Genomic DNA, 20,653 nt, shown 5'->3' with positions numbered 1-20,653 from the left:
AGGATTGTCTTGGGGGATTGACCATGTTCCGTTGGGTGACAGCCCTCGTGTGCCTGCTGGTCGGGGTGCCGGTGGTGGCGGCTGCCGAGCCGTTTGATGACATCATCTCGGCCTATCGCAAGATGATTATTCTGGCCGATGGTGCGGCGCGCGGGTCATGGGAGCCGGCGCAACAGACGCGCGCTGTGGCGGTGGCACGCTTTCATTATTCCCGCCAGCATGAGCTGGTCGAGGCCAGTCTCGGTCGCGCGCAGCGCGATGCTGTCCTGACGCCGTCAAGTCGATTGACCGCCCAGACACTGGCGTTGCTGGACCATATTGCCAGCCGCGATGATCTGCGTGACGGTGATTTGCTGGCACTGGGCGGGCTGGTGGACGAGTTACTGGCGCTGGAGCAGTTCCGTGTGGGCGATGGCCCCCGGCTGGCCCCGGTGCGACAGCTGCACGAGCGCATTGCCGCCGTGCTTGGCAGCTATCGGGAAGAGTACACCCGTGCCATGAGCCAGTTGATAACGCGCGGTGAAGGGGCGCGGGAAAGCTGGGACCACTACATTGCCGCCATCAGCGTCCGGTATCCGTTCCCGGAACTGCTGGCATCAGTGCCTGATGAGGTGATGGTGCAACGACTGGAAGCCATGGCGGCAGACCAGGAGGCTTCCCCCGCTCCGGTGCAGGGCGCTCCCCAGGTCATATGGGGGGGTGGGTTGCCGGAAAAAACAGTGGTGCTCAGCTTTGATGATGGTCCGCATGCCCTGCGTACCAATCGCGTTCTGGATATCCTCGCTGAATATGATGCCACGGCCTACTTTTTTACCCTTGGCCAGAAGCTGGGCAGCGTCAGTGATGAGGGAGTCGTGACTCTGGGGAATGCGTCTGCCACGGCGCGCCGTATCGTTGAAGACGGGCACGTGCTGGCCAATCACAGCTTCAGCCATCGTGCGTTTTCGCGCCTGTCAGAGGACGAGCGGGCACGGGAGTTGAGCAAGACCAATCAGCTGATCTCGGCGATCGGTGGTGAGGAAAACACACTGTTCCGGCCGCCCTACGGCGTCAAGGACAAGGATCTCGACGCGTTGGCCGCCCGCAAGGGCATGGCCTCCATCATGTGGAACATCGACTCGATGGACTGGGCGGATCCGATCCCGGAATCCATCGCTGACCGCACGCTGAGGGCCCTTGATCAGCGTGGTAGTGGCATCCTGCTGTTTCATGACATACATCGCCAGACCGTTGAGGCGTTACCGACCATTCTCACGGCGTTGGCCCAGCGTGGTTATCGTGTGGTGGCTCTTGATGGCCAACCGTTCAACGAAGTCACCGGTGGTGCCCTGACGTTGCCGGTGCGCGATGAGCGTCTTTACGCCAACAGCTGGGCGGTGGTCATCGGCATCAACGATTATCAGCACTGGCCGCGCTTGCAGTATGCCGTCAACGACGCACGTGCGGTCGGTGACATGCTGGCCGCCAAGCTCGGCTTTCCTGAGCAGAATATCATTCGGTTGTACGATGCTGAGGCGACCCGGGAGCGTATTATCGAAGCGCTGGGGTATCACTTGTCGGACCCGGAACGGGTTGGTGAAAACGACCGGGTGTTCGTTTTTTTCGCCGGACATGGCACAACCCGGTCCATGCCGGATGGCGGCTCGCTGGGCTATATCATTCCGGCAGATGCCGACCTGCAGCGCTACCAGATTCGTGGCATCAGCATGAGCGAACTGGATGATTTTTCAGCGTCGATTCCAGCCAAGCATGTGTTTTTCGTTATGGACAGTTGTTACAGCGGCCTGGCGCTGACGCGGGCGGGGGTGACGACAGGCCAGAGTCAGGGGTATCTGGAGCGGATTACCCAGCGCCGTGCGCGGCAGATACTTACGGCCGGTGGCGCTGATGAAGAAGTGGCTGACGGCGGGCCCGGTGGCCATTCGATCTTTACCTGGACGTTGTTGCAGGGGCTGATGGGGTTGGCCGATACCGACGACAACGGCTATGTCACCGCCTCGGAACTGGGGACGTACCTGGCGCCGGTGGTGTCGAGCTATGCCAGCCAGACCCCGGTGTTCGGTAATCTGGTGGGCAGCCAGGGCGGAGATTTTGTTTTTCGCCTGGAAGCCCATGCAGTGGCCGAAGTGAGCCAGGCCCTGTCGCGGGAAGCCGAGCAGGTCGAACAACAGATGCAGGCGCTGCGCCGCGATACGCAATCTGACATGCGGCGCCGACTTGATCTGCAGGTGGCGCTGGAGCGGGACCCGGATGCGCTGGCCGTCGCACCGACGGATGCCGCCGCAGATGCGGATCGCATTCGCGAAGCGCGACGTTACAACGCCTCGGCCCTGGAGTTCTTTCAGGAAGGACGGCTGGAGGAGGCGCGCCGTGAATGGGAAGAGGCGGTGCGGCTGAATCCGTTCAATCCCACTATCGTCAACAATTACGGCTATGTGCTGTACAACCTCGGCGAGTATGAAGAAGCGCTGGTGTGGTACTTCCGCACGGTGGAATTGTCCCCCCGACGGATTCCTCTGTATCTGAATCTGGGCGATGTCATGGTCAAGCTCGGGCGCTATCGGGAAGCGATTCCCTACTATGAGCGCTACCTGCACCTGTATCCGTCCTATGACAAGGCTGACGAGCTGCGCAAGACCATAGAGGCGCTGGCGGACCAGGAAAGCTGAGTCGATGTCTGCAGGGCGCCGTTCAGGGCGCCTTGCGATTGACCCCTGCTGCACCCCCACCGGCACGGGCTTCGTGGTGCGCTGTCTGCGCTTCCAGCTGCAGGCTGACCTTGTTGACGGACCCGGCAAATCGGGCCAGCAGGTTGTACAGCACCGGAATGATGAACAGTGTCAGCACGGTGGCAAACAGCAGTCCGCCAAGGATTACGGTGCCGATGGCGGCACGGCTTTCGGCGCCAGCGCCGGTGGCCAGCACCAGCGGGATGGCGCCGAAGATGGTGGAGATGGTGGTCATCAGCACCGGCCGGAAGCGCAGGGTGGCGCCTTCGATGATGGCCTCGCGCACAGCAAGGCCCTGATCGCGCATCTGGTTGGCGAACTCGACGATCAGAATGCCGTTCTTGGCCATCAGCCCCAACAGCATGATCATCCCGATCTGGCTGTAGATATTCAGCGAAATACCGGAGAAGTACAGCGCCAGCAGGGCGCCGGTGATCGCCAGCGGCACCGACAGCATGATGATCATCGGATGTATCCAGCTCTCGAACTGGGCCGCGAGCACCAGGAACACGATCAGGAAGGCGAGGCCGAAGGTGATATAGATGGCCGATGAGGTTTCCACGAACTCCCGGCTGACGCCGCGGTAGCTGATACGTGCATCGCCTGGCAGGTGCTCGCGGGCTTCAGCGTTCAGGTAGGCCAGAGCCGCCCCCATGTCATAGCCTTCACCCAATGTGGCGCTCAGGGTAATCGCAGGCAGGCGGTCCACGCGGCGCAGCTCCGGGGCGGCACCGAACTCGCGCAACTCGGCAACGGCGCTCAGGGGTACCAGATCCCCGGCGCCGGTGCGCAGGAAATAGTTGTGCAGGTTGCCGGGTGTGGCGCGTTTGCCTTCCTCGGCCTGGACCACCACGTCATATTCCCGGCCGCGATCCTGATAACGGGTCACCACCCGTGAGGCGACCATGGATTGCAGGGTCGTGCCGACATCGCTGGCGTTGATCGACAGGTCAGCGGCGCGATCGCGGTTCATGTCGACCCCCAGTTGCGGCTGCGTGACTTCATAGTTGATGTCGGGACGCAACAGGTTGGGGTTGGCTTCGGCGCGCGCCAGCATGATGCGTGCCCATTCCTCCACAGACTCATAGTCCGGGCCGCCAATCACAAATTGCAGGGCTTCGTTGAAGCCGCTCTGGCCGAGGCCGGGCGGGTTCACTGCAAAGGAACGCAGGCCGGGTACCTGCGGCAGTTGCGGCATGATTTCCGCGACAATCTGCTGCTGGGAACGGTCCCGCTCACCCCAGGGCTTGAGGCGGACAATGGTGAAGCCGCGCTCGACTTCGCCGCGGAAGCCGACGATGGACAGCACGCGCTGGGCCTCGCCGTTGTCCACCAGGGGTTGCAGGATGTCTTGCAGCTTGCGCGTATGGTGGTCGGTGTAATCAATGCTGGCGCCTTCCGGTGCGCGGCTGGGCACAATAAACACGCCGCGATCCTCGATCGGCGCCAGTTCCTGCGGCAACTGCGGGAAAATGGCGACGGCCATGAAAATACCGGTCATCCCCACGGCAAGCACGATCAGCGGTGCGCCCAGCGCTTTCAGGAGCAGGGTGCGGTAACTGCTGTTGAGTTTCTCGAAGCCCCGTTCGGTCCATTCCCACAGCGCCGAATGCTTGCCCTCGTCATCCTTGGCCGGATGCAGCCATTTGGAGCACAGCATCGGTGCCAGGGTCAGGGCGACAAAGCTGGACACGATCACGGCAGCGGCCAGAGTAAAACCGAATTCGGTAAACAGCCGCCCGATGTTGCCGCCCATGAACGACAGCGGCACGAACACCGCCACCAGCGTCAGGGTGGTGGCGACCACGGCAAAGGCGACCTGCCGGGCGCCGCGATAGGCGGCCACCAGCGGAGGCTCGCCGTCGTCGATGCGCCGCTGGATGTTCTCCAGCATGACGATGGCATCATCCACCACCAGGCCGATGGCCAGAATCAGCGCCAGCAGTGTCAAGACGTTGATCGAGAAGTCGAACATGCCCAGGGCGATGAAGGCGCCGATCACGGATACCGGGATGGTCACGGCCGGGATCAGGGTGGCGCGGACGGAACGCAGGAAGACGAAAATCACCAGAATCACCAGTGACATCGCAATCGCCAGGGTAATCAGGACCTCGCGGATCGAGGCACGAATGAAGATGGATTCATCGTAGTTCACCGCCAGTGAGATACCGGCGGGCAGGTTTTCGCGAATGGCGTCCAGTTCGGCTTGCACCAGATCCGAAATCGCCACCACATTGGATTGCGACTGACGGATGATGCCCAGGCCAATGGCTTGCTGGCCGTTGGTGGAGAGGCGGCTGCGATCATCTTCCACGCCACGCTCGACCCGGGCGACGTCGCCGATGCGAATCGGGTAATCCCCTTCGCGGCGGATGGTGATGCGGGCAAAATCGGCCGGGTCCTGAAGGCGGTTGTCCGCGCGCACTGACAGCTCGCGGCTGGTGGATTCCACGCGACCGGCTGGCAGTTCGATGTTGTTGGCCCGCAGCGCATTTTCGATGTCCGGCACGGTGACCTGACGGCTGGCCATGCGATCCGGGTCCAGCCAGACACGCATGGCAAAGCGGCGCTGGCCGCCGATCATGACCTCCGCAACGCCTGACAGCACCGACAGGCGGTCAACCAGATTGCGCTCTGCATAATCGGTCAACTGGTCCGGGCTCATGCGGTCGCTGGCCATGGTGACCCACATCATGGGGCGGGCGTCCGCGTTCGCCTTGGCCACAATCGGCGGGTCGGCTTCATCCGGCAGCCGGTCGAGGATGTTGGCGATGGCGTCACGGATATCGTTGGCGGCATTGTCCACGTCGCGGTCGGGCTCGAATTCCACCGTGGTGCGACTTGAGCCGATGCGGCTGCGGGACTCCATGGAGCGGATGCCGTCGACAGAGCTGATGGCGCCCTCGATCAGCTGGGTAATCTGTGAATCGATGACCTCGGGGGCCGCGCCCTCGTAACTGGTGGCAATGGAGACCTCGGGGGGATCGATGTCCGGGTATTCCCTGATCGGCAGCTGCAGGGCAGCGGCGATACCGAAGACAACAATCAGCAGGCTGAGGACCGTCGCGAAGACGGGCCGTTTAATCGAGGTATCCGACAGGATCATTGGCGGTGGCCCTGCTGGCTGGCGCGTACCGAGACGCGGGCATCCGGGTCGTCCAGCACGTTAACCCGGTCACCGGCGCTCAGGCGCGTCTGCCCGGTAATCACAACACGCTCACCTTCGGCCAGACCTTCCAGCACTTCCGCTTCGCCAACCAGACGCTGCCCAAGGCGCAGGCTGCGGCGTTCGACTTCGTTGTCCTCGACCACGACAAACACATACTGCTCGGAGCCCTGGCTCATCAGCGCTTCCTCGGGCACCAGCAGGGCGTCGCGCTCGCGGAAGGTCAGCACCACCGACATGAACTGCCCCGGGCGCAGACGGCCCTCCTCGTTATCCAGTGCCGCCTTGACCTGCAGTGAGCGGCTGATCGGGTCCACCCGTGTGCCCAGTTCGGTGACGGTGCCATTGAACTCGTGCCCCGGAAAGGCATCGTTGAGCGCGGTGACGCTCTGGCCGGCTTCCAGCTCGGCCAGGTAACGCTCGGGCACTGAAAACACCACTTCGATGGGAGAAATGCTGTCCAGAGTAGTGATCCGGTCGCCAGCGCGGACGAAGGCGCCCTGGCTGATATAGCGCAGGCCCAGGGCCCCTTCAAACGGCGCGATAATGGTGTGGTTGTCGAGCACGGTGCGGGCTGACAGCAGTCGCGCCTCGGCGACCTCTCTGGCGGCTTGCAGCTCTTCCACATCTGCGCGGGAAATGCTCTGGCTGGGTAATCGGGTGGCGCGATCTGATTTGGCTCTGGCGTCGCGCAACTGCGCTTCGGCCGCGCGCAGGTCGGCGCGTGCCTGGCGGTCATCCAGTTCGACCAGCGGTTGCCCGGCCTCGACCCGCTGACCTTCCCGGAAATGCAGCCGCAACACGCGCCCGTCCACTTCGCTGGTGATGTCGATCGCGTCCCGGGCGGCTGTCGTTGCCACCGCACTGACGCGATCGCGAACCTGGCCGACGCGCGGCTCTGCCACGTTCACCGGCGTATGCGGCCGGGCGCCTGCCGGGGCCTCTTCACGACCCGCCGGGCTGAGCAGATATGCGCCAATGCCGCCGCACAGCAGCACCAGTGTGGCGATACCCGCTTGCTTCTTCATGCCTGTCTCCGAAAAGAGGATGGGGAGGGAGCGTAATGATAACGCGTTACAGTTTCAGCATGCTCCTGTGAGTGGCACGGCAAGGCGCGGGTTCCACGGTATTTGCACGATTCAGACGCGCCATTTGATATTGCAGCCGATAGAGGGCTGCTGCTCGCCCTCCGGCGCGCGCCCGGCGAGCACGGCCCTGGCCGCATCGCGCAGATCCTTGCCGGTTACCGGTATCTCGTTGCCCGGGCGGCTGTCATCGAACTGGCCACGCCAGACCAGCCGGTGCCCCTTGTCGTAGAGAAAGAAATCCGGGGTGCAGGCCGCATCGAAGGCGCGGGCGACATCCTGTTCGGCATCGGCCAGATACGGGAACACATAATCGCGTGCCAGGATTTCTGCGCGCATCTTTTCCGGGGCGTCGTCGGGGTGCTTGTCCCAGTCATTGCTGTTGATGGCCACCACGGCCAACCCCTGCTCGGTGAGCTCGCGCGCCAGGGCCGAAAAGACCGTGGCGATGTGTTTGACGTAAGGGCAATGGTTGCAGATGAAGGCGACCAGCACTGGCGCATCGGCCAGGTCGGCGGAGTCGAACAGGGTGCCGCGCGCGTCGGGCAGGCGGAAGGCGGGTAGCGGGCGGCCCAGTTCGACCATGGTGGAGGGCGTCAATGCCATGCAATCTCTCCCGTTGGATTAACCTCTATACTGATGCTTCGAGTGTAGCAGACCGCTGGGGCAAGATGCCGTCAGCGCCGGGCGAGGCAACATGATCGGACGTATCCGCGAGTGGCACGATCAGCGCCGTATCCGCCAACGCGGGCTGGAGGCGCTATGGCAGAGGCAGGTCCCGCAGATGGCCTGGCTGCAGCGTTATGGTGAGGCGCAGCGGGCAAGAATAGGGGCCATGGCGCAGCGCTTCATGGTGCGCAAGCACATGCTGGGGGGCGCGGGGTTTGCCGTCACCGAGGGCATGCGCATGCATGTGGCCGCCCTGGCGGTGGTGCCGGTGCTGGAGCTGGGCTTGCACTGGTATCGCGACTGGAATGCTGTGGTGTTGTACGAGGGCGCCTTCATTCCCGGCCATGACTGGCAGGATGAGACGGGGGTGGTGCATGTCAGTGATGCACCCCTGACCGGTGAAGCCTGGATGCAAGGGCCGGTGATCCTGTCATGGGAAGACGTGCTGGCCAGCGACGAGCCGGACAACGCGGGCTACAACGTGGTGATTCACGAAATGGCCCACAAGCTCGACATGTGCGGCCCCGGCGGTGCCAATGGCGCGCCGCCGCTGCATCGCGGTATGGACCCGAAGCGCTGGCACGATGTCATGCAGACCGCCTGGAATGAACTGGAGCGTGCCGAGGCCAGCGGTACCCCCTTGCCGCTGGACCCCTATGGGCTGGAGGATGCCGGCGAGTTCTTTGCCGTGCTGTCGGAATGTTTCTTTGATGCTCCCGGGCACCTGGCCAGCCACTGGCCGGACGTTTATGCGCAGCTGGCGCTGTTCTATCGGCAGGACCCGTTGCAGGCCTGGGGGCGGGGCGAGGCCCAGGCCCAGGTCTAGATCCAGGTCCAGGTCTAGGGCGTTGTCTCCGGCCACAGAGGGACATTGCTCATGTCGGGCAAGCGGTGGGCGATCCCCTTGTGGCAATCAATGCAGGTGGCCTCGATCTCGCCACTGAAGGCTTTCTCGTGCATGCGCTGGGCCACCGGCGTCTGGCGACTGAAATCCATGTACTCGAATTCATGGCAGTTGCGGCATTCCAGCGAGTCGTTGGCCTTCAGGCGCCGCCACTCCCGTTCCGCCATTTCCAGGCGCTTGTCGGCGAACTTCTCCGGCGTATTGATGGTGCCGAAAATCTTGCCCCAGACTTCTTTCGAGGCTTCCATCTTGCGGCCCATCTTGTTGCCCCACTCGTGCGGCACATGGCAGTCGGAGCAGGTGGCGCGCACGCCGGAACGATTGTGGTAGTGCACCGTGTACTTGAGTTCCGCGTACACGTTGTCCTGCATTTCGTGGCAACTGATGCAGAAGGATTCGGTGTTGGTGTATTCCATGGCCGTGTTGAAGCCGCCCCAGAAAATGATCCCGGCAACGAAGCCGCCCAGCACCAGAAAGCCCAGGGAAAAATGCAGGCTCGGGCTGCGGAAAACATGCCAGTAGCGGCTCAGCCAGCGGCGCATGATACCTCCATGTCGACAGAACGTCGGTTCAGCATGTGCATGTCAGGGCTCCCCGTAAGCCGGTGTGTGTGCCGGTAAGTGTCCCAGTGGCGCGCCGCTGCCGCGCATCTGCGGGACATGGCAGGCGGTGCAGGGGATGCGGTTGGCCGCCCCCTGGCTGTGCTGTTTGCCATCGCGGTCCTGGTAATGGGAATCGGGCATCGGGCTGGCACCAAGTTGTGGCGGCGCATCGCGGCCATGGCAACTCAGGCAGCGGTTGAACTGGCGATCCATCTGGTGGCCGGTGATGCGGTGCGGAATGGTCGGCGCGCCAAGCGGGTTGTCACCGGGCAGGCGTGAATGGTCGCGATCTTCTTCGGGGCCCATCATCGGGGTCGGGCCGGGCTGGTCAAGATGCCTGGCGGGGTCCTCCGCCTGGGCGATCAGGCTGGCCAGGGCGATCAGCAGGGCGCACAGCAAGCGCGTCATCATCATACGGCCCCCCTGACCGGCACGATGCGCACGGCACATTTCTTGAAATCCGTTTGCCGGGAAATCGGGTCTGTGGCGTCCAGCGTGCAGGCATTCACCAGACGGTTGATGTCAAAAAAGGGCACGAACACCATGCCGCGGGGCGGGCGATTGCGGCCCTGGGTTTCCACCCGGGCGCGCATGTGGCCGCGGCGCGAGCGAATTTCCACTTCACTGCCACGGCGCAGCGCCAGTTCGTGGGCATCGTCCGGATGCATGTAGCACAGTGCCTGCGGTACGGCCCGATGCAGGGCCGGCACGCGCTGGGTCATGGTGCCGCTGTGCCAGTGCTCCAGCACGCGCCCGGTGTTGAGCCAGAAGGGGTAGTCGTCATCGGGCAGTTCCGGCGCCGGTTCGTAGGGCAGGGCAAAGATAATGGCCCGGTTGTCGCGGTGCCCGTAGAAGGCAAAGTCACCGTCTTCGGCATCGCTGTGTTGTGCCACATAGGGATCATGGTCGCGATGATAGCGCCAGCGCGTTTCCTCGCCGTCCACCACCGGCCAGCGCATGCCGCCGCGCGTGGCGTGATACACCTCGAACGGCGCCAGGTCATGGGCCAGCCCACGTCCAAAGCGGGCGTATTCCTCGAACAGGCCTTTCTGCAGGTAGAAGCCGAGCTGGCTGCTCTCGTCGTTGGGGTGGTCCTCGTCCGGCGGGAAGGCGTCCACCTGGCCATTGGCGAAAAGCAGGTCAAACAGGGTCTTGTCACGCAGTGCAGGCGCCTTGGCGAGCAGTGCCTCGGGCCAGGCATCGGCCACCTTCAGCCGCCGCGACAGGGCGATGATCTGCCACAGGTCAGAGCGCGCCTCACCGGGGGGAGAGACCAGTTGATGCCAGAACTGGGTGCGGCGCTCGGAGTTGCCGAAGGCGCCTTCCTTTTCCACCCAGCTGGCGGCCGGCAGCACCAGATCGGCGGCCTGGGCCGACAGTGTCGGATAGATGTCCGAGACGATGATGAAGGCCTCGGGGTTGCGCCAGCCGGGCAGGATCTCCTGGCTGACGTTCGGCCCGGCCTGCATGTTGTTGGTGACCTGGGTCCAGTAGACCTTCAGTTTGCCGTCCTTCAGCGCACGGCTCTGGGCGACGGCATCCAGCCCGGCCTCTGCACGCAGGGTGCCCGCAGGCAGTTTCCAGATGTTTTCGGCAAAGGCGCGGTGCTCCGGATTGGCCAGCAACTTGTCTGCCGGTAGCCGGTGGGCAAAGGTGCCGACCTCGCGGGCGGTGCCACACGCGGACGGTTGCCCGGTCAGGGAAAAAGGGCTGTTGCCCGGGGTGGAAATCTTGCCGGTGAGCAGGTGCAGGTTATAGATCATGTTGTTGCACCAGACACCACGGGTGTGCTGGTTGAAGCCCATGGTCCAGAACGACATGACCCGGGTGTCCGGGTCGGCATAGGCTTCGGCCAGGGCTTTCAGTTCGACCTCGCGCAGGCCCGATTCCCGCGCCGTGCGTGCCAGCGTATAGGGCTTGAGAAATTCGCGGAAGGCTTCGAAATCAATGTCCTCGCCGCCGCCCGGATCATCCGCATGGCGGGCTGACTTCTGGCGTGGATCTTCAGGGCGCAGGCCGTAACCGATGTCCGTATTGCCGCGCCTGAAACGCGCGTGACGGCGCAGGAAGTCGTGATCGACCTTGTCTTCCTCGATCAGATAATGGGCAATGTAGTTGAGAATGATCAGGTCGGTCTGTGGTTTGAAGATCATGGCCCGATCGGCAAGATCACAGGACATGTTCTGCAGGGTGGACAGCACCAGCAGCTTCGCCCCCGCTTCGCGGCAACGCGCGATCACCCGTGTCCACAGGATCGGGTGCATTTCGGCCATGTTGGCGCCCCACAGCACGAAAGCATCGGCGTGTTCGATGTCGTCATAGCAACCGGGCGGTTCATCCATGCCGAAGGTGCGCATGAAGCCCATGACCGCCGAGGCCATGCAATGGCGTGCATTCGGATCCAGATTGTTGCTGCGCAGGCCGGCTTTCATGAACTTGTTGGCGGCGTAACCTTCCCAGATGGTCCATTGGCCGGAACCGAACATGGCAATGCTGTCCGGGCCGCCTGTGCGCAGGGCCTCGCGGAATTTTTCCGTCATGATGTCCAGCGCCCGGTCCCAGCTCACCGGGGTCAGGGTGCCCTGCTTGTGATACTCGCCATTGCGCAGGCGCAGCAGTGGCCGGGTCAGCCTGTCGCCACCGTAGAGAATGCCCGGCAGCGAGTAGCCTTTGACGCAGGCCAGCCCCCGGTTGACGTCCACCTCCGGATCGCCGGTGGCGGCCACCACGCGACCGCCGCGTACGCCGATCTGCATGCCGCAGCCCACGCCGCAGAAGCGGCAGGGGGCCTTGTGCCAGGTGATGCCGGTGAGATCCTCCGGCAGCGCCTGAGCCTCGACCCTCGCGGGCAGCGGGATGCCCGCCGCCGCCAGCGCGGCCAGTTGCAGGCGCAGGAAGGCGCGCCGGTCCATGCCCGGATCGGGTGTTGTGGTGGTGCGGGAGGGAATCCGTGTGGTGTCGTTGGCCGGCATCGTATCAACCCCCCATGGCGTGGCTGATCCAGACCGCCAGCCCGTAGCTGCCGATCAGGGCGATACTGAGCGCGGGAAACAGCACCACACACAGGAACAGGAAGGTGAGTAATTCACGTCGCCGACGCGGCGTCCCGTTGTCGCGGGGCATATCGTCTGCCATGGGGCCTCCCTGCGTGTGAATAGATCTTTCACGCTAACGATGCCCCACGACAGTGCAAGCCCCAGTCTGCCGTTTATTGATCTGGATCAAGAATGCGGCGGTTGGGCCACCTCGACCAGGTGCAGGCGCAGGGTGCGATGGCCAGAGGGCCAGTCAATCCTGTCGCCGACCCGCAGGCCGAGCAGTGCGGCGCCCGCAGGGGCCAGTACCGAGACTTGCCCCGGGCTGCCATCCAGCTCGGCGGGTAGCAGCAGGGTCAGGGTCTGTACCTTGCCGGTGGTTTCATTTTCGAACCGCGCCCGCGACCCCAGTGTCACAACATCGTCGGGCATTTCTTCCGGCAGGAGCGTTCGGGCGCGTTCCAGCTCGCCGTACAGCGCCTCGATAACGTCGGCGGGCTCATCCAGGCGATCCAGCAGGGCGTAAAGCCGGTCGCTGTCCCGGGTGGATACGGTGATGGCGGGCAAGCCGGGTTGTTCCGGTGCAGGCATGGTCGTTCTCCATAATCTGTGCGTCAGGTGATGCGTCGTGTTATCGGGTTGCTGTGCGGGGCGCCGGGCCCCGGGTAGAACAACGACGGGGACCGGCTCAGGAATGGAAGGGCGCGAGCGGCGCGCACAAGGCGCACACCAGCGCGCCGCGCAGGGCGGCGCGGACCAAGGGGTGACCGTGAGCGAGAAGGAGAGTGTTCATGGCCAGAAGTGTAGGCGCTTGCCCGATGTTTGGCCATGAGTGGTGGCACACCCGTATGATGACACTGATTTTCCGGAGCAGGATGCCATGTCAGCTTCTCGTCGATTCCCTGTGATCGCCTTGCGTGCGCTGCTGCTGTTGCTGGCCCTCATGGTGCTGGCGGCGCTGGTGGTGTGGCGTCTCTGGCCTGCGGGCCTGGCGGTGCAGGGGGTCAGCTGGAGCCGCGCCGAGGGCCTCCAGGTGGCACAACTGCGCTGGCAACAGGATGCCTGCACCCTGCTGCGGGCTGAGTCGCTGCGCCTGCGCGGCTGGCGTCCTGTGACGATCAGCGTGGCAGACGTCCGGGTGACCCCTTGCCCGGCGGACGATGCGGCGCCCCTCACGCCCGGCCTGGCGCTCCCCGACCTGCCCGCGCTGACACTGGATATCCATGCCCTGCATGTCATGACGCTGCCGCCCCTGGCAGTGCAGATGACCCAGGCGGACGGGGTGTGGCAACTGGCTGCCCGCCAGGGGCGCAGTCAGATGGCGCTGGTCCACGATCAGCACGCGTCTGGCTGGCAGCTCAGGGGTCAGTTGTATCTGCCGGACTGGGACGAGGCGCTGCTGGGGCGTATCGATCTGGAGGGCGCGGGTGAACTGGGGGAGGAGCACTGGTCGGGCGATCTGGCCGTAACCGGCCATGCGCTGGGCCATGCCGCGCAACCGCAGCGTGCCAGCGCCAGTGCCCGGCTCACGCTGGCACAGACGCGCTGGACCCTGGAGGCCATGCTGGACGCCCCTCTGGCCCTGGGCGCCGACTGGACCCTGGCGGCACAACAGCCGTTGCGTGCGGCGGGCGATCTGGACAGCGTTGACGAACTGACATGGCAGGCCACCGCGTCCGGGCCGCCGGGCGAAGTGGCGCTGGCGCTGCAGGCTGAACCGGACGATCTGCTGGCCGGGCATGGCCGTATGCAACTGCGTGGCCCGTCGCTGGCGGGTGAGATACCCCTGCGCTGGTCAGGAGGTGAGCTGACACTGGCGCCCGCCGAGGTGCGCTACGCGACGACGCAGGTGCGTTGGACGTCAGCCCTGACAGTGCCGCTGGCGGCTCGGGGTGAAGCCCGGTTGCCGCTGACGGTGGAGCATGAGGGGGTGCAGATAACGGCCCGGGACAGTGTGCTGCAGTGGCAGGGGGCGGAGTGGGCCTGGCAAGGAGCGCTTGCGCTGGAGGGCGAGCAGGCCGGTTATCGTCTGCGCGGACACTGGCGCGGCGGTGTCACGATGCAAGGGCTGTCGGGTGAGCCGCTGCAGCTGTCGGTGCAGGGCGATGATCTGTCGTTGCGGGCCAGCGTACCCGTGACCGCCATGCGCGCGCCGGCCTGGTCCACCCGGGCGACCTTCGAGGGCGCCTGGCAGCAGACGCCGTTTTCCGGCACGGCAACCGCCTCCCAGGCCAGCGGCGACTGGCGCGGCGAAGCCAGACTGCGGTCGCGGTTGCCCTTCTACGACAGTGGTGGTGAGGTGGATGTCCGGCTGCCGTGGCGGTTTGCCGGTGACTTCGTGCTCGACCAGGGCAGTGAGGTGCGCGTTGCCCAGGGCCTGGTGGAGGCCGTGCTGATCCGGCCACTACACCTTCTGGCCAGCACGCCCCTGCGACTGGATGCCGAGGGAGTGCAGGGGCGCCTGCAGGCGCGTAGCGAGGGGCTGACCGCAGCGCGCTGGATTCTGCCGCCGGTGGAAGGGCCGATCACCCTGGCCGGGCAGTCTGCCTCGGCGGACCTGCGCATACCGGCCTGGCAGAGCAGCATGGCGCTGTCGGTGCGGCGGGATGACGCGGGTGCGCAGGGCACGGTACGGCTGTCGACGCCCTTGTCGGCGCCGATGAGTCGCGGCTTGCCGGCCACGCTGGAGCGTGGCCAGGTGGAGGCCTGGGCCGACTGGCGCTGGCACGATCTGCTGCGGGTGGATGGCGAGATGACGGTGGCCAGGCTGACGGCGGATTTCGGCGGCATCCGGGCGCGCGGCGGCGACGGCCGGATGCGCCTGCGCTGGCACGGTGACGACCTGTGGCTGGAGAGCGTCGGACCGCTGAAACTGGCCGAGCTGGACGTGGGCGCGCCGCTGCGCAATATTCAGGCTCAGGTCGGCACCAATCTCGACGACTGGCGTCTAACGGATATCCGTGCCGAAGCCTTCGGCGGTGACATCCTGGCGCCGCGACTGCACTGGCCATCGCAGATCTACGAGCCGATTGTGCTGACCCGTATTGATCTGGATCGAGTGGCTGCGCTGCAACCGGATCCCGCGGTGCAGCTGTCGGGGCGCGTGGGTGGCTATTTGCCGATCATGCTGGGCCGTGATTTTGTCGCCGTGAAAGAGGGGCGTCTGGCCAATGAAGAGATGCTGTCGATGATGATCATGCCCGGCTCCGGTGTGCAGGCGATGGCAGGTGCAAACCGTGCCGTGCAGATAGCGCTCGACGCACTGGGCACCATGCTGATCAGTACCTTCCAGGCGCGGCTGAGCATGTCGGCTGACGGCTGGCTGGATGCGGCAGTCACGATACATGGCAATAACCCGCAGCAGCGGCTGCCGGTAATTTTCAACTACACACATCAGGAAAATATTCTGGCGTTGCTGCGCAGCCTGCGTATTGGCGACGACATCCAGCGCCAGTTCATGCAGCAGCAACGGAGCAACTGAAGATGACGCGATCAGGTTTTACGCTGCTGGCCCTGCCGGTGCTGCTGGCACTGACCACGGCCTGTACACCCCGATTGGCGCTGGAGGCGCCGAAGGAGCCCATTACCATCAATCTGAACGTCAAGATCGATCACGAAATCCGCCTGCGGGTGGAGCGGGATCTGGATGAACTGTTCAGCGATGACAGTGACCTGTTCTGACAGCGGGGAGAGCGCACCATGAAACGTATTGCAGGCATGATAGTTGTGGCCATGCTGGCACTGAGCTCGGCGGTGCTGGCTCTGGATCTGGACAGCGCCAAGGCGCAGGGACTGGTGGGCGAGCAGCCCAACGGTTACCTCGGTGTGGTCAAGGCGACACCGGAAGCGGTAGAGCTGGCCCAGGACATCAACACCCGGCGGCGCCAGGCCTATGAGCGCATCGCCCGGGAGAACGGCATCACCATCGAGCAGGTGGCCAATATGGCGGGGCAGCGTGCCATCAGCCGCGCGGAACCGGGCACCTGGGTACGCACACCGGAAGGGCAATGGGTGGAGCGCTGAATCAGCGGCCGCCCCGCCCTGAAGGCGGGCGCTGGCGCCTCCCGCAAACTGGCTTGAAATGAGGGTTGTTTGACGGGCGTCGCGGGGCGACACTTTCCGGCTCAGGGAGCTGTCGGCACAGGGTCGACCGGACTCGCCACGCAAGGACTCGCGCATGACCATCCGCAGGATGACCCCCGCTCGCCATCGTTGGCGATTATGGCTGGCTGTGTCGCTTCTCGTGCTGCCGCTGACCGTCTTTGTGGTGCTGTTGCACTGGCAGCCCTCTCTGGATCGCTGGGAGCCCTTTCGTATTCTCGAGGCGCCGCCCGCGCCTTTGCAGGTGACCTGGCTGGGTACCGCCACGGTGCTGGTGACGGATGGCGAAAACGCCATCATGACCGATGGTTTCTTTTCCCGGCAGTCGTTGCTGAGCGTGGCGAGCGGTCCTGTCGAACCGGATCTGGAGCGTATCGGGGAGGGCCTGGAGACGGCCGGTGTCCAGCAGCTCGATGCCGTGGTGGTGCTCCACTCGCATTACGATCACGCCATGGATGCACCGGAAGTGGCGCGCCGCACGGGCGCGTTGCTGGTGGGCTCGGAAAGCACCGCCAACGTCGGTCGCGGCTGGCGTTTGCCCGAGTCATCCATTCATGTGCCGGACGTCGGCGAGGTGCTGCGCTTCGGACATTTCGAACTGGAACTGGTGCCTTCTGCGCACGTGCCCATGCTGCCTATGGTGGCGCGCCTGACCGGCCATGGCAAAACCATTGATGAACCGCTGGTGCCCCCGGCATCGATTTCTGCCTGGAAAGAAGGCCAGAGTTACGCGCTGATGTTGCGTCATCCACAGGGCAACCTGCTGATTCAGGGCAGTGCCGGATTTGTCGGCGGTGAACTGCAAGGGCAGTCAGCGGATATCGCCCTGCTCTCCACCGGTTCACTGGGCCGTCAGTCAGACGATTATCAGCGCCGCTACTTCGAGGAAATGGTGCTCACCACCGGCGCGCATACGGTCATTCCCATGCACTGGGATGATTTCTTCACCGTGCTCGACCACGACACCCACCCCCTGGGCCCCTTGCTGGACAACTTCCACGGCGCGATGGAGGGCCTGAAGCGCCACAGCCGCGAACACGACCGCGCCTTCCACATGCTGCGTCCCCTCGATCGCTTCAGTGTTGAGGAGGGGCGCCTGCAAGAGACGCCCCCCTAGCCTGGGTGCTATTCCGGATATCCCGATGCGTCCAGCTGCCAAATGGTCGGCCGCCAGAAGGGAATACGTCCGAAATCACCATGCTGCCGGGGGCTGCTGCCGTCCTCGCGGTCAAAAGACTTGAATACGATGTTGCCCTGGGCACCTCGGAAAGCTCTGTCAATGATGGCGATGGATGACAGCACGTTGACCTCCGAACCCATGGTGCGTCGCAGGGGGTGTTCGGGCCGTTCGTGGTGTTGGTCTATGGATATCAGCAAGGAGCCTGTTGGAATGAGGCCGGCTACATGCACTTCTGATACCTCCGCCACGCGATTCAGTGTGAGGTTGTAGAAGTTTACCGGCTGGCCATCGTGATCAGACGAGGATGACAGACGAATGACGGGAGCGATGGCTGCCAGTGAACTCTCAATGTCGGCAGCGGCTGCCATATAAACGATATTTTTCAGCACCCCGGTCCGTAGCCATTCGTCCTGATATTCCGTCAGGGCACGATTGAGGAACATTGTGCCCATGCTATGACCGACCAGGGTGATCTCATACTCGCGACTGCGAGGAGTGTGGTCGGAAAACAGCCACGGGAAGACGGCGCTGCCCGGCATCCCGGATGGCCAGCGACCGTCGAAGTAAGAGGGAGGAGCAAAACCGGTTTGTGTGCGCCTCTTCATCACATCCCACGAAGAAGATGAAAATGTGCTATGCCAAAGGCTGCCAACGGTGTAGCGCACAGGGAAGGTGATCGTCTGAACCAGGCCTCGCCCTGCACGGCGCCATCGGTTTGTCTTGTAACCGCTGAGGTTGGCGACCAGACCAGAATGCTCGCCGTAATAAAGTGCCTCGGCCGGATGATTTCCGTCGTCGTGCGCGAAACGGGTTTGCGCATTCTTCCAGGCGCCTGAAAGCCAGCTGCTTTTATATGCGGAGGCGAGCCGATCCTTCTCGTTGCTGCCCTGATAGTAGACAGTGGCGGGGAGGTGACCCAGAGAAGTAAGTAGATCAGATGCGAAAATAACGCCAGCTGTGGAATAGCCGATGCCCAGGTTGGTTTTGTTCCCCTCGCGTAAACGAGTGATGTGTTCAGCCCAGGTCGAAATCGGTCCCGAGTTCCATGAAATATAGACGGGGTAATGCCAGTGCTCATCATCGATCATGATATCGAGCGCTTGCCCATTCTCAATTTTCCGATCGGTGCTTTGGAAACTGTTAAGACCACCATGGACGTAAAACAGGACCCTGATCTTGTCACTGCCCCGTTTTCTTGAAAGCTGCTCTGCTTCGCAGAAGATATGACGAAGGAAAGCCTCACCTGTGCCGTGTGGGTCAAGGATTTCACCGGTTCGGGGGTGAAGCATAAGGCCGTCTGGATTGATCCGGATTATGTGGTCTTCCAAACGACGGGTATGACGTATCTCGCCATGCCTCCAGGTGGGGCAGTCTTGGCCTGTTTCGGTAAAAGAATGTTGATAAATGGGGCTTTGCTGTCGGGCGCAGCCGCTGATGATAAAAGCTGTCAGGCATAGCAAAGATAGAATGACGTTTTTCAGGTATGTCTGAACATGATTGCCCCTGCTTCCCATTGTCTTCCCTTCCCTGTGGTTTGTTATATTTTCGTGGCTTCTTCTGATTTGTTGGCGGTCTCTCAGTAACTGCGCCGGGCAAGAATCCGGTTGCGTTCGGAAATCTGACTGTTCAGCGTCCACAGGTCATACAGGTAGCCCAGGCCCAGCAGGCCTAACGTCAGCAAGTAGAGGATGCCGGTGATCCACTTGCCCATGTACATGCGATGGATGCCGAAAATGCCGAGAAAGGTCAGCAGTATCCAGGTCAGGCTGTAATGGATCTGTCCGCTCTGGAATCGGTGGTCTGCCTGTCGGTCCATGGACGGAATCAGAAACAGGTCGATAATCCAGCCGATAAAGAAAAGCCCTAGCGTGAAGAACCAGATGGTGCCGGTAATCGGCTTGCCATAATAGAAACGGTGCGCGCCAAGAAAGCCGAACAGCCAGAGCAGATAGCCGATGACCTTGCTGTGGGTGTCGTTGCTGTTCATCAGAGTGTGACCTCAATGGCGCGGGCGCTGCGCAGCGCTTTCTGTATGGCGTCGTCAATATTGTCAGCGCGCGCCAGCGCCACCCCAAGGCGACGCTCGCCGTGCACGTCCGGTTTGCCGAACAGGCGCAAGTCGGTGTCAGGTTCCGCCAGGGCGGCAGCCAGGTTGCCGTACTGCATGCGGTCGGAATCCCCCTCCACCAGCAACACGGCCGAAGCGCTCGGGCCGTATTGACGGATCAGCGGGATGGGCAGGCCGAGAATGGCGCGAGCGTGCAGTTCGAATTCGGACAGGTTCTGGGAGATCAGCGTGACCATGCCGGTGTCGTGCGGGCGCGGTGACACTTCGCTGAAATACACGGTGTCGCCTTTCACGAACAGCTCGACGCCGAACAGCCCGTGCCCGCCCAGGGCTTCGGTGATCGCGCCCGCGATCTTCTCTGCTTCGCCCAGCGCAGTGTCAGACATGGGCTGTGGCTGCCAGGATTCGCGGTAGTCGCCTTTTTCCTGGCGGTGGCCAATGGGGGCGCAGAAAGTAGTGCCGTCAATGTGGCGTACCGTCAGCAGTGTGATCTCGTAATCGAAATCGACAAAGCCTTCCACAATGACACGGCCCTTGCCGGCGCGGCCGCCGGACTGCGCATAGTCCCAGGCAGCGGCGATGTCGGCTTCGGTTTTCACTGTGCTCTGGCCTTTGCCAGAGGATGACATGACGGGCTTGACCACGCAGGGCATGCCGACCTCCGCCACGGCGGCACGGTACTCCGCTTCGGTTTCGGCAAAACGATAGGGAGAGGTGCTCAGGCCCAGCTCCTCGGCGGCCAGGCGGCGAATCCCTTCACGGTTCATGGTCAGCCGTGCAGCGCGGGCTGTGGGGACCACGCGGAAGCCTTCCTGCTCCAGCGCGACCAGGGTTTCCGTGGCAATGGCCTCGATCTCCGGCACGATCAGATGGGGCTGCTCCTGTTCCACCACGGCGCGCAGGGCATCGCCGTCGAGCATGCTGATGACGTGACTGCGGTGGGCAACCTGCATGGCGGGGGCGTTGGCATAACGGTCCACGGCAATCACTTCGCAGCCCAGCCGTTGCAGCGCGATGACCACTTCCTTGCCCAGCTCGCCACTGCCCAGCAGCAGCACACGGGTGGCCGTTGGCGAAAGCGGGGTGCCAAGTGTTGCAGAGGTCATGCCGGTTG

17 protein-coding genes are annotated in these 20,653 nt (G+C 63.4%); 6 read left to right on the top strand and 11 right to left on the bottom strand.

From position 1 onward, the window contains the following. Window positions 1-23 precede the first annotated feature (23 nt). Window positions 24-2,669: a polysaccharide deacetylase family protein gene (locus DKW65_RS11630; protein WP_111657402.1), complete on the top strand. Its 2,646-nt coding sequence runs from the start codon at window positions 24-26 to the stop codon at window positions 2,667-2,669. A 22-nt stretch (window positions 2,670-2,691) separates the two neighbouring features. On the opposite strand, the gene DKW65_RS11625 is transcribed toward DKW65_RS11630, so the two are convergent. The 3 genes from DKW65_RS11625 to DKW65_RS11615 form a co-directional block, all read right to left on the bottom strand. Further along, window positions 2,692-5,835, bottom strand: a complete 3,144-nt coding sequence (locus tag DKW65_RS11625; RefSeq protein ID WP_111657401.1) for an efflux RND transporter permease subunit — start codon at window positions 5,833-5,835, stop codon at window positions 2,692-2,694. After that, on the bottom strand, window positions 5,832-6,923 hold the full coding sequence (locus tag DKW65_RS11620; RefSeq protein ID WP_111657400.1) for an efflux RND transporter periplasmic adaptor subunit: 1,092 nt from the start codon (window positions 6,921-6,923) through the stop codon (window positions 5,832-5,834). Before DKW65_RS11620 ends, DKW65_RS11625 begins: the two co-directional genes overlap by 4 nt. 111 nt (window positions 6,924-7,034) lie before the next feature. Beyond that, window positions 7,035-7,586: a thioredoxin family protein gene (locus DKW65_RS11615; protein ID WP_111657399.1), complete on the bottom strand. Its 552-nt coding sequence runs from the start codon at window positions 7,584-7,586 to the stop codon at window positions 7,035-7,037. 91 nt (window positions 7,587-7,677) lie between these two features. Here DKW65_RS11615 and DKW65_RS11610 point away from each other — a divergent pair, with 91 nt between their 5' ends. After that, window positions 7,678-8,475: a M90 family metallopeptidase gene (locus DKW65_RS11610; RefSeq protein WP_111657398.1), complete on the top strand. Its 798-nt coding sequence runs from the start codon at window positions 7,678-7,680 to the stop codon at window positions 8,473-8,475. Between the two features lie 14 nt (window positions 8,476-8,489). Here DKW65_RS11610 and DKW65_RS11605 read toward each other — a convergent pair whose 3' ends face one another. From DKW65_RS11605 to rnk, 5 genes are all read right to left on the bottom strand, one after another. After that, the gene (locus DKW65_RS11605) at window positions 8,490-9,095 is read right to left on the bottom strand and encodes a cytochrome c3 family protein (RefSeq protein ID WP_111657397.1); all 606 of its coding nucleotides are present in this window, start codon (window positions 9,093-9,095) and stop codon (window positions 8,490-8,492) included. Window positions 9,096-9,137: 42 nt separating this feature from the next. Beyond that, a complete protein-coding gene (locus DKW65_RS11600; RefSeq protein WP_162925827.1) occupies window positions 9,138-9,569 on the bottom strand; it encodes a nitrate reductase cytochrome c-type subunit in 432 nt (143 codons plus the stop codon). Beyond that, the gene (napA, locus tag DKW65_RS11595) at window positions 9,566-12,127 is read right to left on the bottom strand and encodes a nitrate reductase catalytic subunit NapA (RefSeq protein WP_245932484.1); all 2,562 of its coding nucleotides are present in this window, start codon (window positions 12,125-12,127) and stop codon (window positions 9,566-9,568) included. The genes DKW65_RS11600 and napA overlap by 4 nt, the downstream gene beginning before the upstream one ends. A 4-nt stretch (window positions 12,128-12,131) precedes the next feature. Beyond that, complete coding sequence (locus tag DKW65_RS11590) at window positions 12,132-12,290, bottom strand: periplasmic nitrate reductase, NapE protein (RefSeq protein ID WP_245932483.1); 159 nt, start codon at window positions 12,288-12,290, stop codon at window positions 12,132-12,134. Window positions 12,291-12,376: 86 nt separating this feature from the next. Next, window positions 12,377-12,781: a nucleoside diphosphate kinase regulator gene (rnk, locus tag DKW65_RS11585; RefSeq protein ID WP_111657395.1), complete on the bottom strand. Its 405-nt coding sequence runs from the start codon at window positions 12,779-12,781 to the stop codon at window positions 12,377-12,379. A gap of 289 nt (window positions 12,782-13,070) precedes the next feature. On the opposite strand from rnk, the gene DKW65_RS11580 reads away from it, so the two are divergent. From DKW65_RS11580 to DKW65_RS11565, 4 genes are all read left to right on the top strand, one after another. Further along, window positions 13,071-15,671, top strand: coding sequence for an intermembrane phospholipid transport YdbH family protein (locus DKW65_RS11580; RefSeq protein ID WP_162925826.1), 2,601 nt, complete (start codon window positions 13,071-13,073; stop codon window positions 15,669-15,671). Between the two features lie 2 nt (window positions 15,672-15,673). Beyond that, on the top strand, window positions 15,674-15,871 hold the full coding sequence (locus tag DKW65_RS11575; protein WP_111657393.1) for a YnbE family lipoprotein: 198 nt from the start codon (window positions 15,674-15,676) through the stop codon (window positions 15,869-15,871). Between the two features lie 18 nt (window positions 15,872-15,889). After that, window positions 15,890-16,213, top strand: coding sequence for a YdbL family probable chaperone protein (locus DKW65_RS11570; protein ID WP_111657392.1), 324 nt, complete (start codon window positions 15,890-15,892; stop codon window positions 16,211-16,213). A 154-nt stretch (window positions 16,214-16,367) separates the two neighbouring features. Continuing rightward, entirely contained in the window at window positions 16,368-17,408 is a 1,041-nt protein-coding gene (locus DKW65_RS11565; protein ID WP_111657391.1) for an MBL fold metallo-hydrolase, read from the top strand. Window positions 17,409-17,416: 8 nt separating this feature from the next. On the opposite strand, the gene DKW65_RS15910 is transcribed toward DKW65_RS11565, so the two are convergent. From DKW65_RS15910 to purT, 3 genes are all read right to left on the bottom strand, one after another. Further along, a complete protein-coding gene (locus tag DKW65_RS15910) occupies window positions 17,417-18,985 on the bottom strand; it encodes a hypothetical protein (protein ID WP_162925825.1) in 1,569 nt (522 codons plus the stop codon). Window positions 18,986-19,047: 62 nt separating this feature from the next. Beyond that, window positions 19,048-19,458 (bottom strand): TM2 domain-containing protein, encoded by a 411-nt coding sequence (locus DKW65_RS11550; RefSeq protein WP_211315769.1) that lies wholly within the window; start codon window positions 19,456-19,458, stop codon window positions 19,048-19,050. Further along, entirely contained in the window at window positions 19,458-20,645 is a 1,188-nt protein-coding gene (gene purT, locus DKW65_RS11545) for a formate-dependent phosphoribosylglycinamide formyltransferase (RefSeq protein ID WP_111657387.1), read from the bottom strand. The genes DKW65_RS11550 and purT overlap by 1 nt, the downstream gene beginning before the upstream one ends. Window positions 20,646-20,653: the final 8 nt, after the last annotated feature.

The organism is Isoalcanivorax indicus (assembly GCF_003259185.1).
Taxonomy (GTDB): Bacteria; Pseudomonadota; Gammaproteobacteria; order Pseudomonadales; family Alcanivoracaceae; genus Isoalcanivorax; species Isoalcanivorax indicus.
Note: the sequence above shows the minus strand (reverse complement) of the source record. Positions and strands in the feature narration are given on the sequence as shown.

What these genes read in the sequence shown, in the direction of transcription:
- purT (WP_111657387.1), bottom strand. Translation starts at nt 20,645, where the DNA reads ATGACCTCTGCAACACTTGGCACCCCGCTTTCGCCAACGGCCACCCGT.
- DKW65_RS11615 (WP_111657399.1), bottom strand. Translation starts at nt 7,586, where the DNA reads ATGGCATTGACGCCCTCCACCATGGTCGAACTGGGCCGCCCGCTACCC.
- DKW65_RS11600 (WP_162925827.1), bottom strand. Translation starts at nt 9,569, where the DNA reads ATGATGATGACGCGCTTGCTGTGCGCCCTGCTGATCGCCCTGGCCAGC.
- DKW65_RS11565 (WP_111657391.1), top strand. Translation starts at nt 16,368, where the DNA reads ATGACCATCCGCAGGATGACCCCCGCTCGCCATCGTTGGCGATTATGG.
- rnk (WP_111657395.1), bottom strand. Translation starts at nt 12,781, where the DNA reads ATGCCTGCACCGGAACAACCCGGCTTGCCCGCCATCACCGTATCCACC.
- DKW65_RS11610 (WP_111657398.1), top strand. Translation starts at nt 7,678, where the DNA reads ATGATCGGACGTATCCGCGAGTGGCACGATCAGCGCCGTATCCGCCAA.
- DKW65_RS11575 (WP_111657393.1), top strand. Translation starts at nt 15,674, where the DNA reads ATGACGCGATCAGGTTTTACGCTGCTGGCCCTGCCGGTGCTGCTGGCA.
- napA (WP_245932484.1), bottom strand. Translation starts at nt 12,127, where the DNA reads ATGCCGGCCAACGACACCACACGGATTCCCTCCCGCACCACCACAACA.
- DKW65_RS11550 (WP_211315769.1), bottom strand. Translation starts at nt 19,458, where the DNA reads ATGAACAGCAACGACACCCACAGCAAGGTCATCGGCTATCTGCTCTGG.
- DKW65_RS15910 (WP_162925825.1), bottom strand. Translation starts at nt 18,985, where the DNA reads ATGGGAAGCAGGGGCAATCATGTTCAGACATACCTGAAAAACGTCATT.
- DKW65_RS11630 (WP_111657402.1), top strand. Translation starts at nt 24, where the DNA reads ATGTTCCGTTGGGTGACAGCCCTCGTGTGCCTGCTGGTCGGGGTGCCG.
- DKW65_RS11620 (WP_111657400.1), bottom strand. Translation starts at nt 6,923, where the DNA reads ATGAAGAAGCAAGCGGGTATCGCCACACTGGTGCTGCTGTGCGGCGGC.
- DKW65_RS11580 (WP_162925826.1), top strand. Translation starts at nt 13,071, where the DNA reads ATGTCAGCTTCTCGTCGATTCCCTGTGATCGCCTTGCGTGCGCTGCTG.
- DKW65_RS11590 (WP_245932483.1), bottom strand. Translation starts at nt 12,290, where the DNA reads ATGGCAGACGATATGCCCCGCGACAACGGGACGCCGCGTCGGCGACGT.
- DKW65_RS11605 (WP_111657397.1), bottom strand. Translation starts at nt 9,095, where the DNA reads ATGCGCCGCTGGCTGAGCCGCTACTGGCATGTTTTCCGCAGCCCGAGC.
- DKW65_RS11570 (WP_111657392.1), top strand. Translation starts at nt 15,890, where the DNA reads ATGAAACGTATTGCAGGCATGATAGTTGTGGCCATGCTGGCACTGAGC.
- DKW65_RS11625 (WP_111657401.1), bottom strand. Translation starts at nt 5,835, where the DNA reads ATGATCCTGTCGGATACCTCGATTAAACGGCCCGTCTTCGCGACGGTC.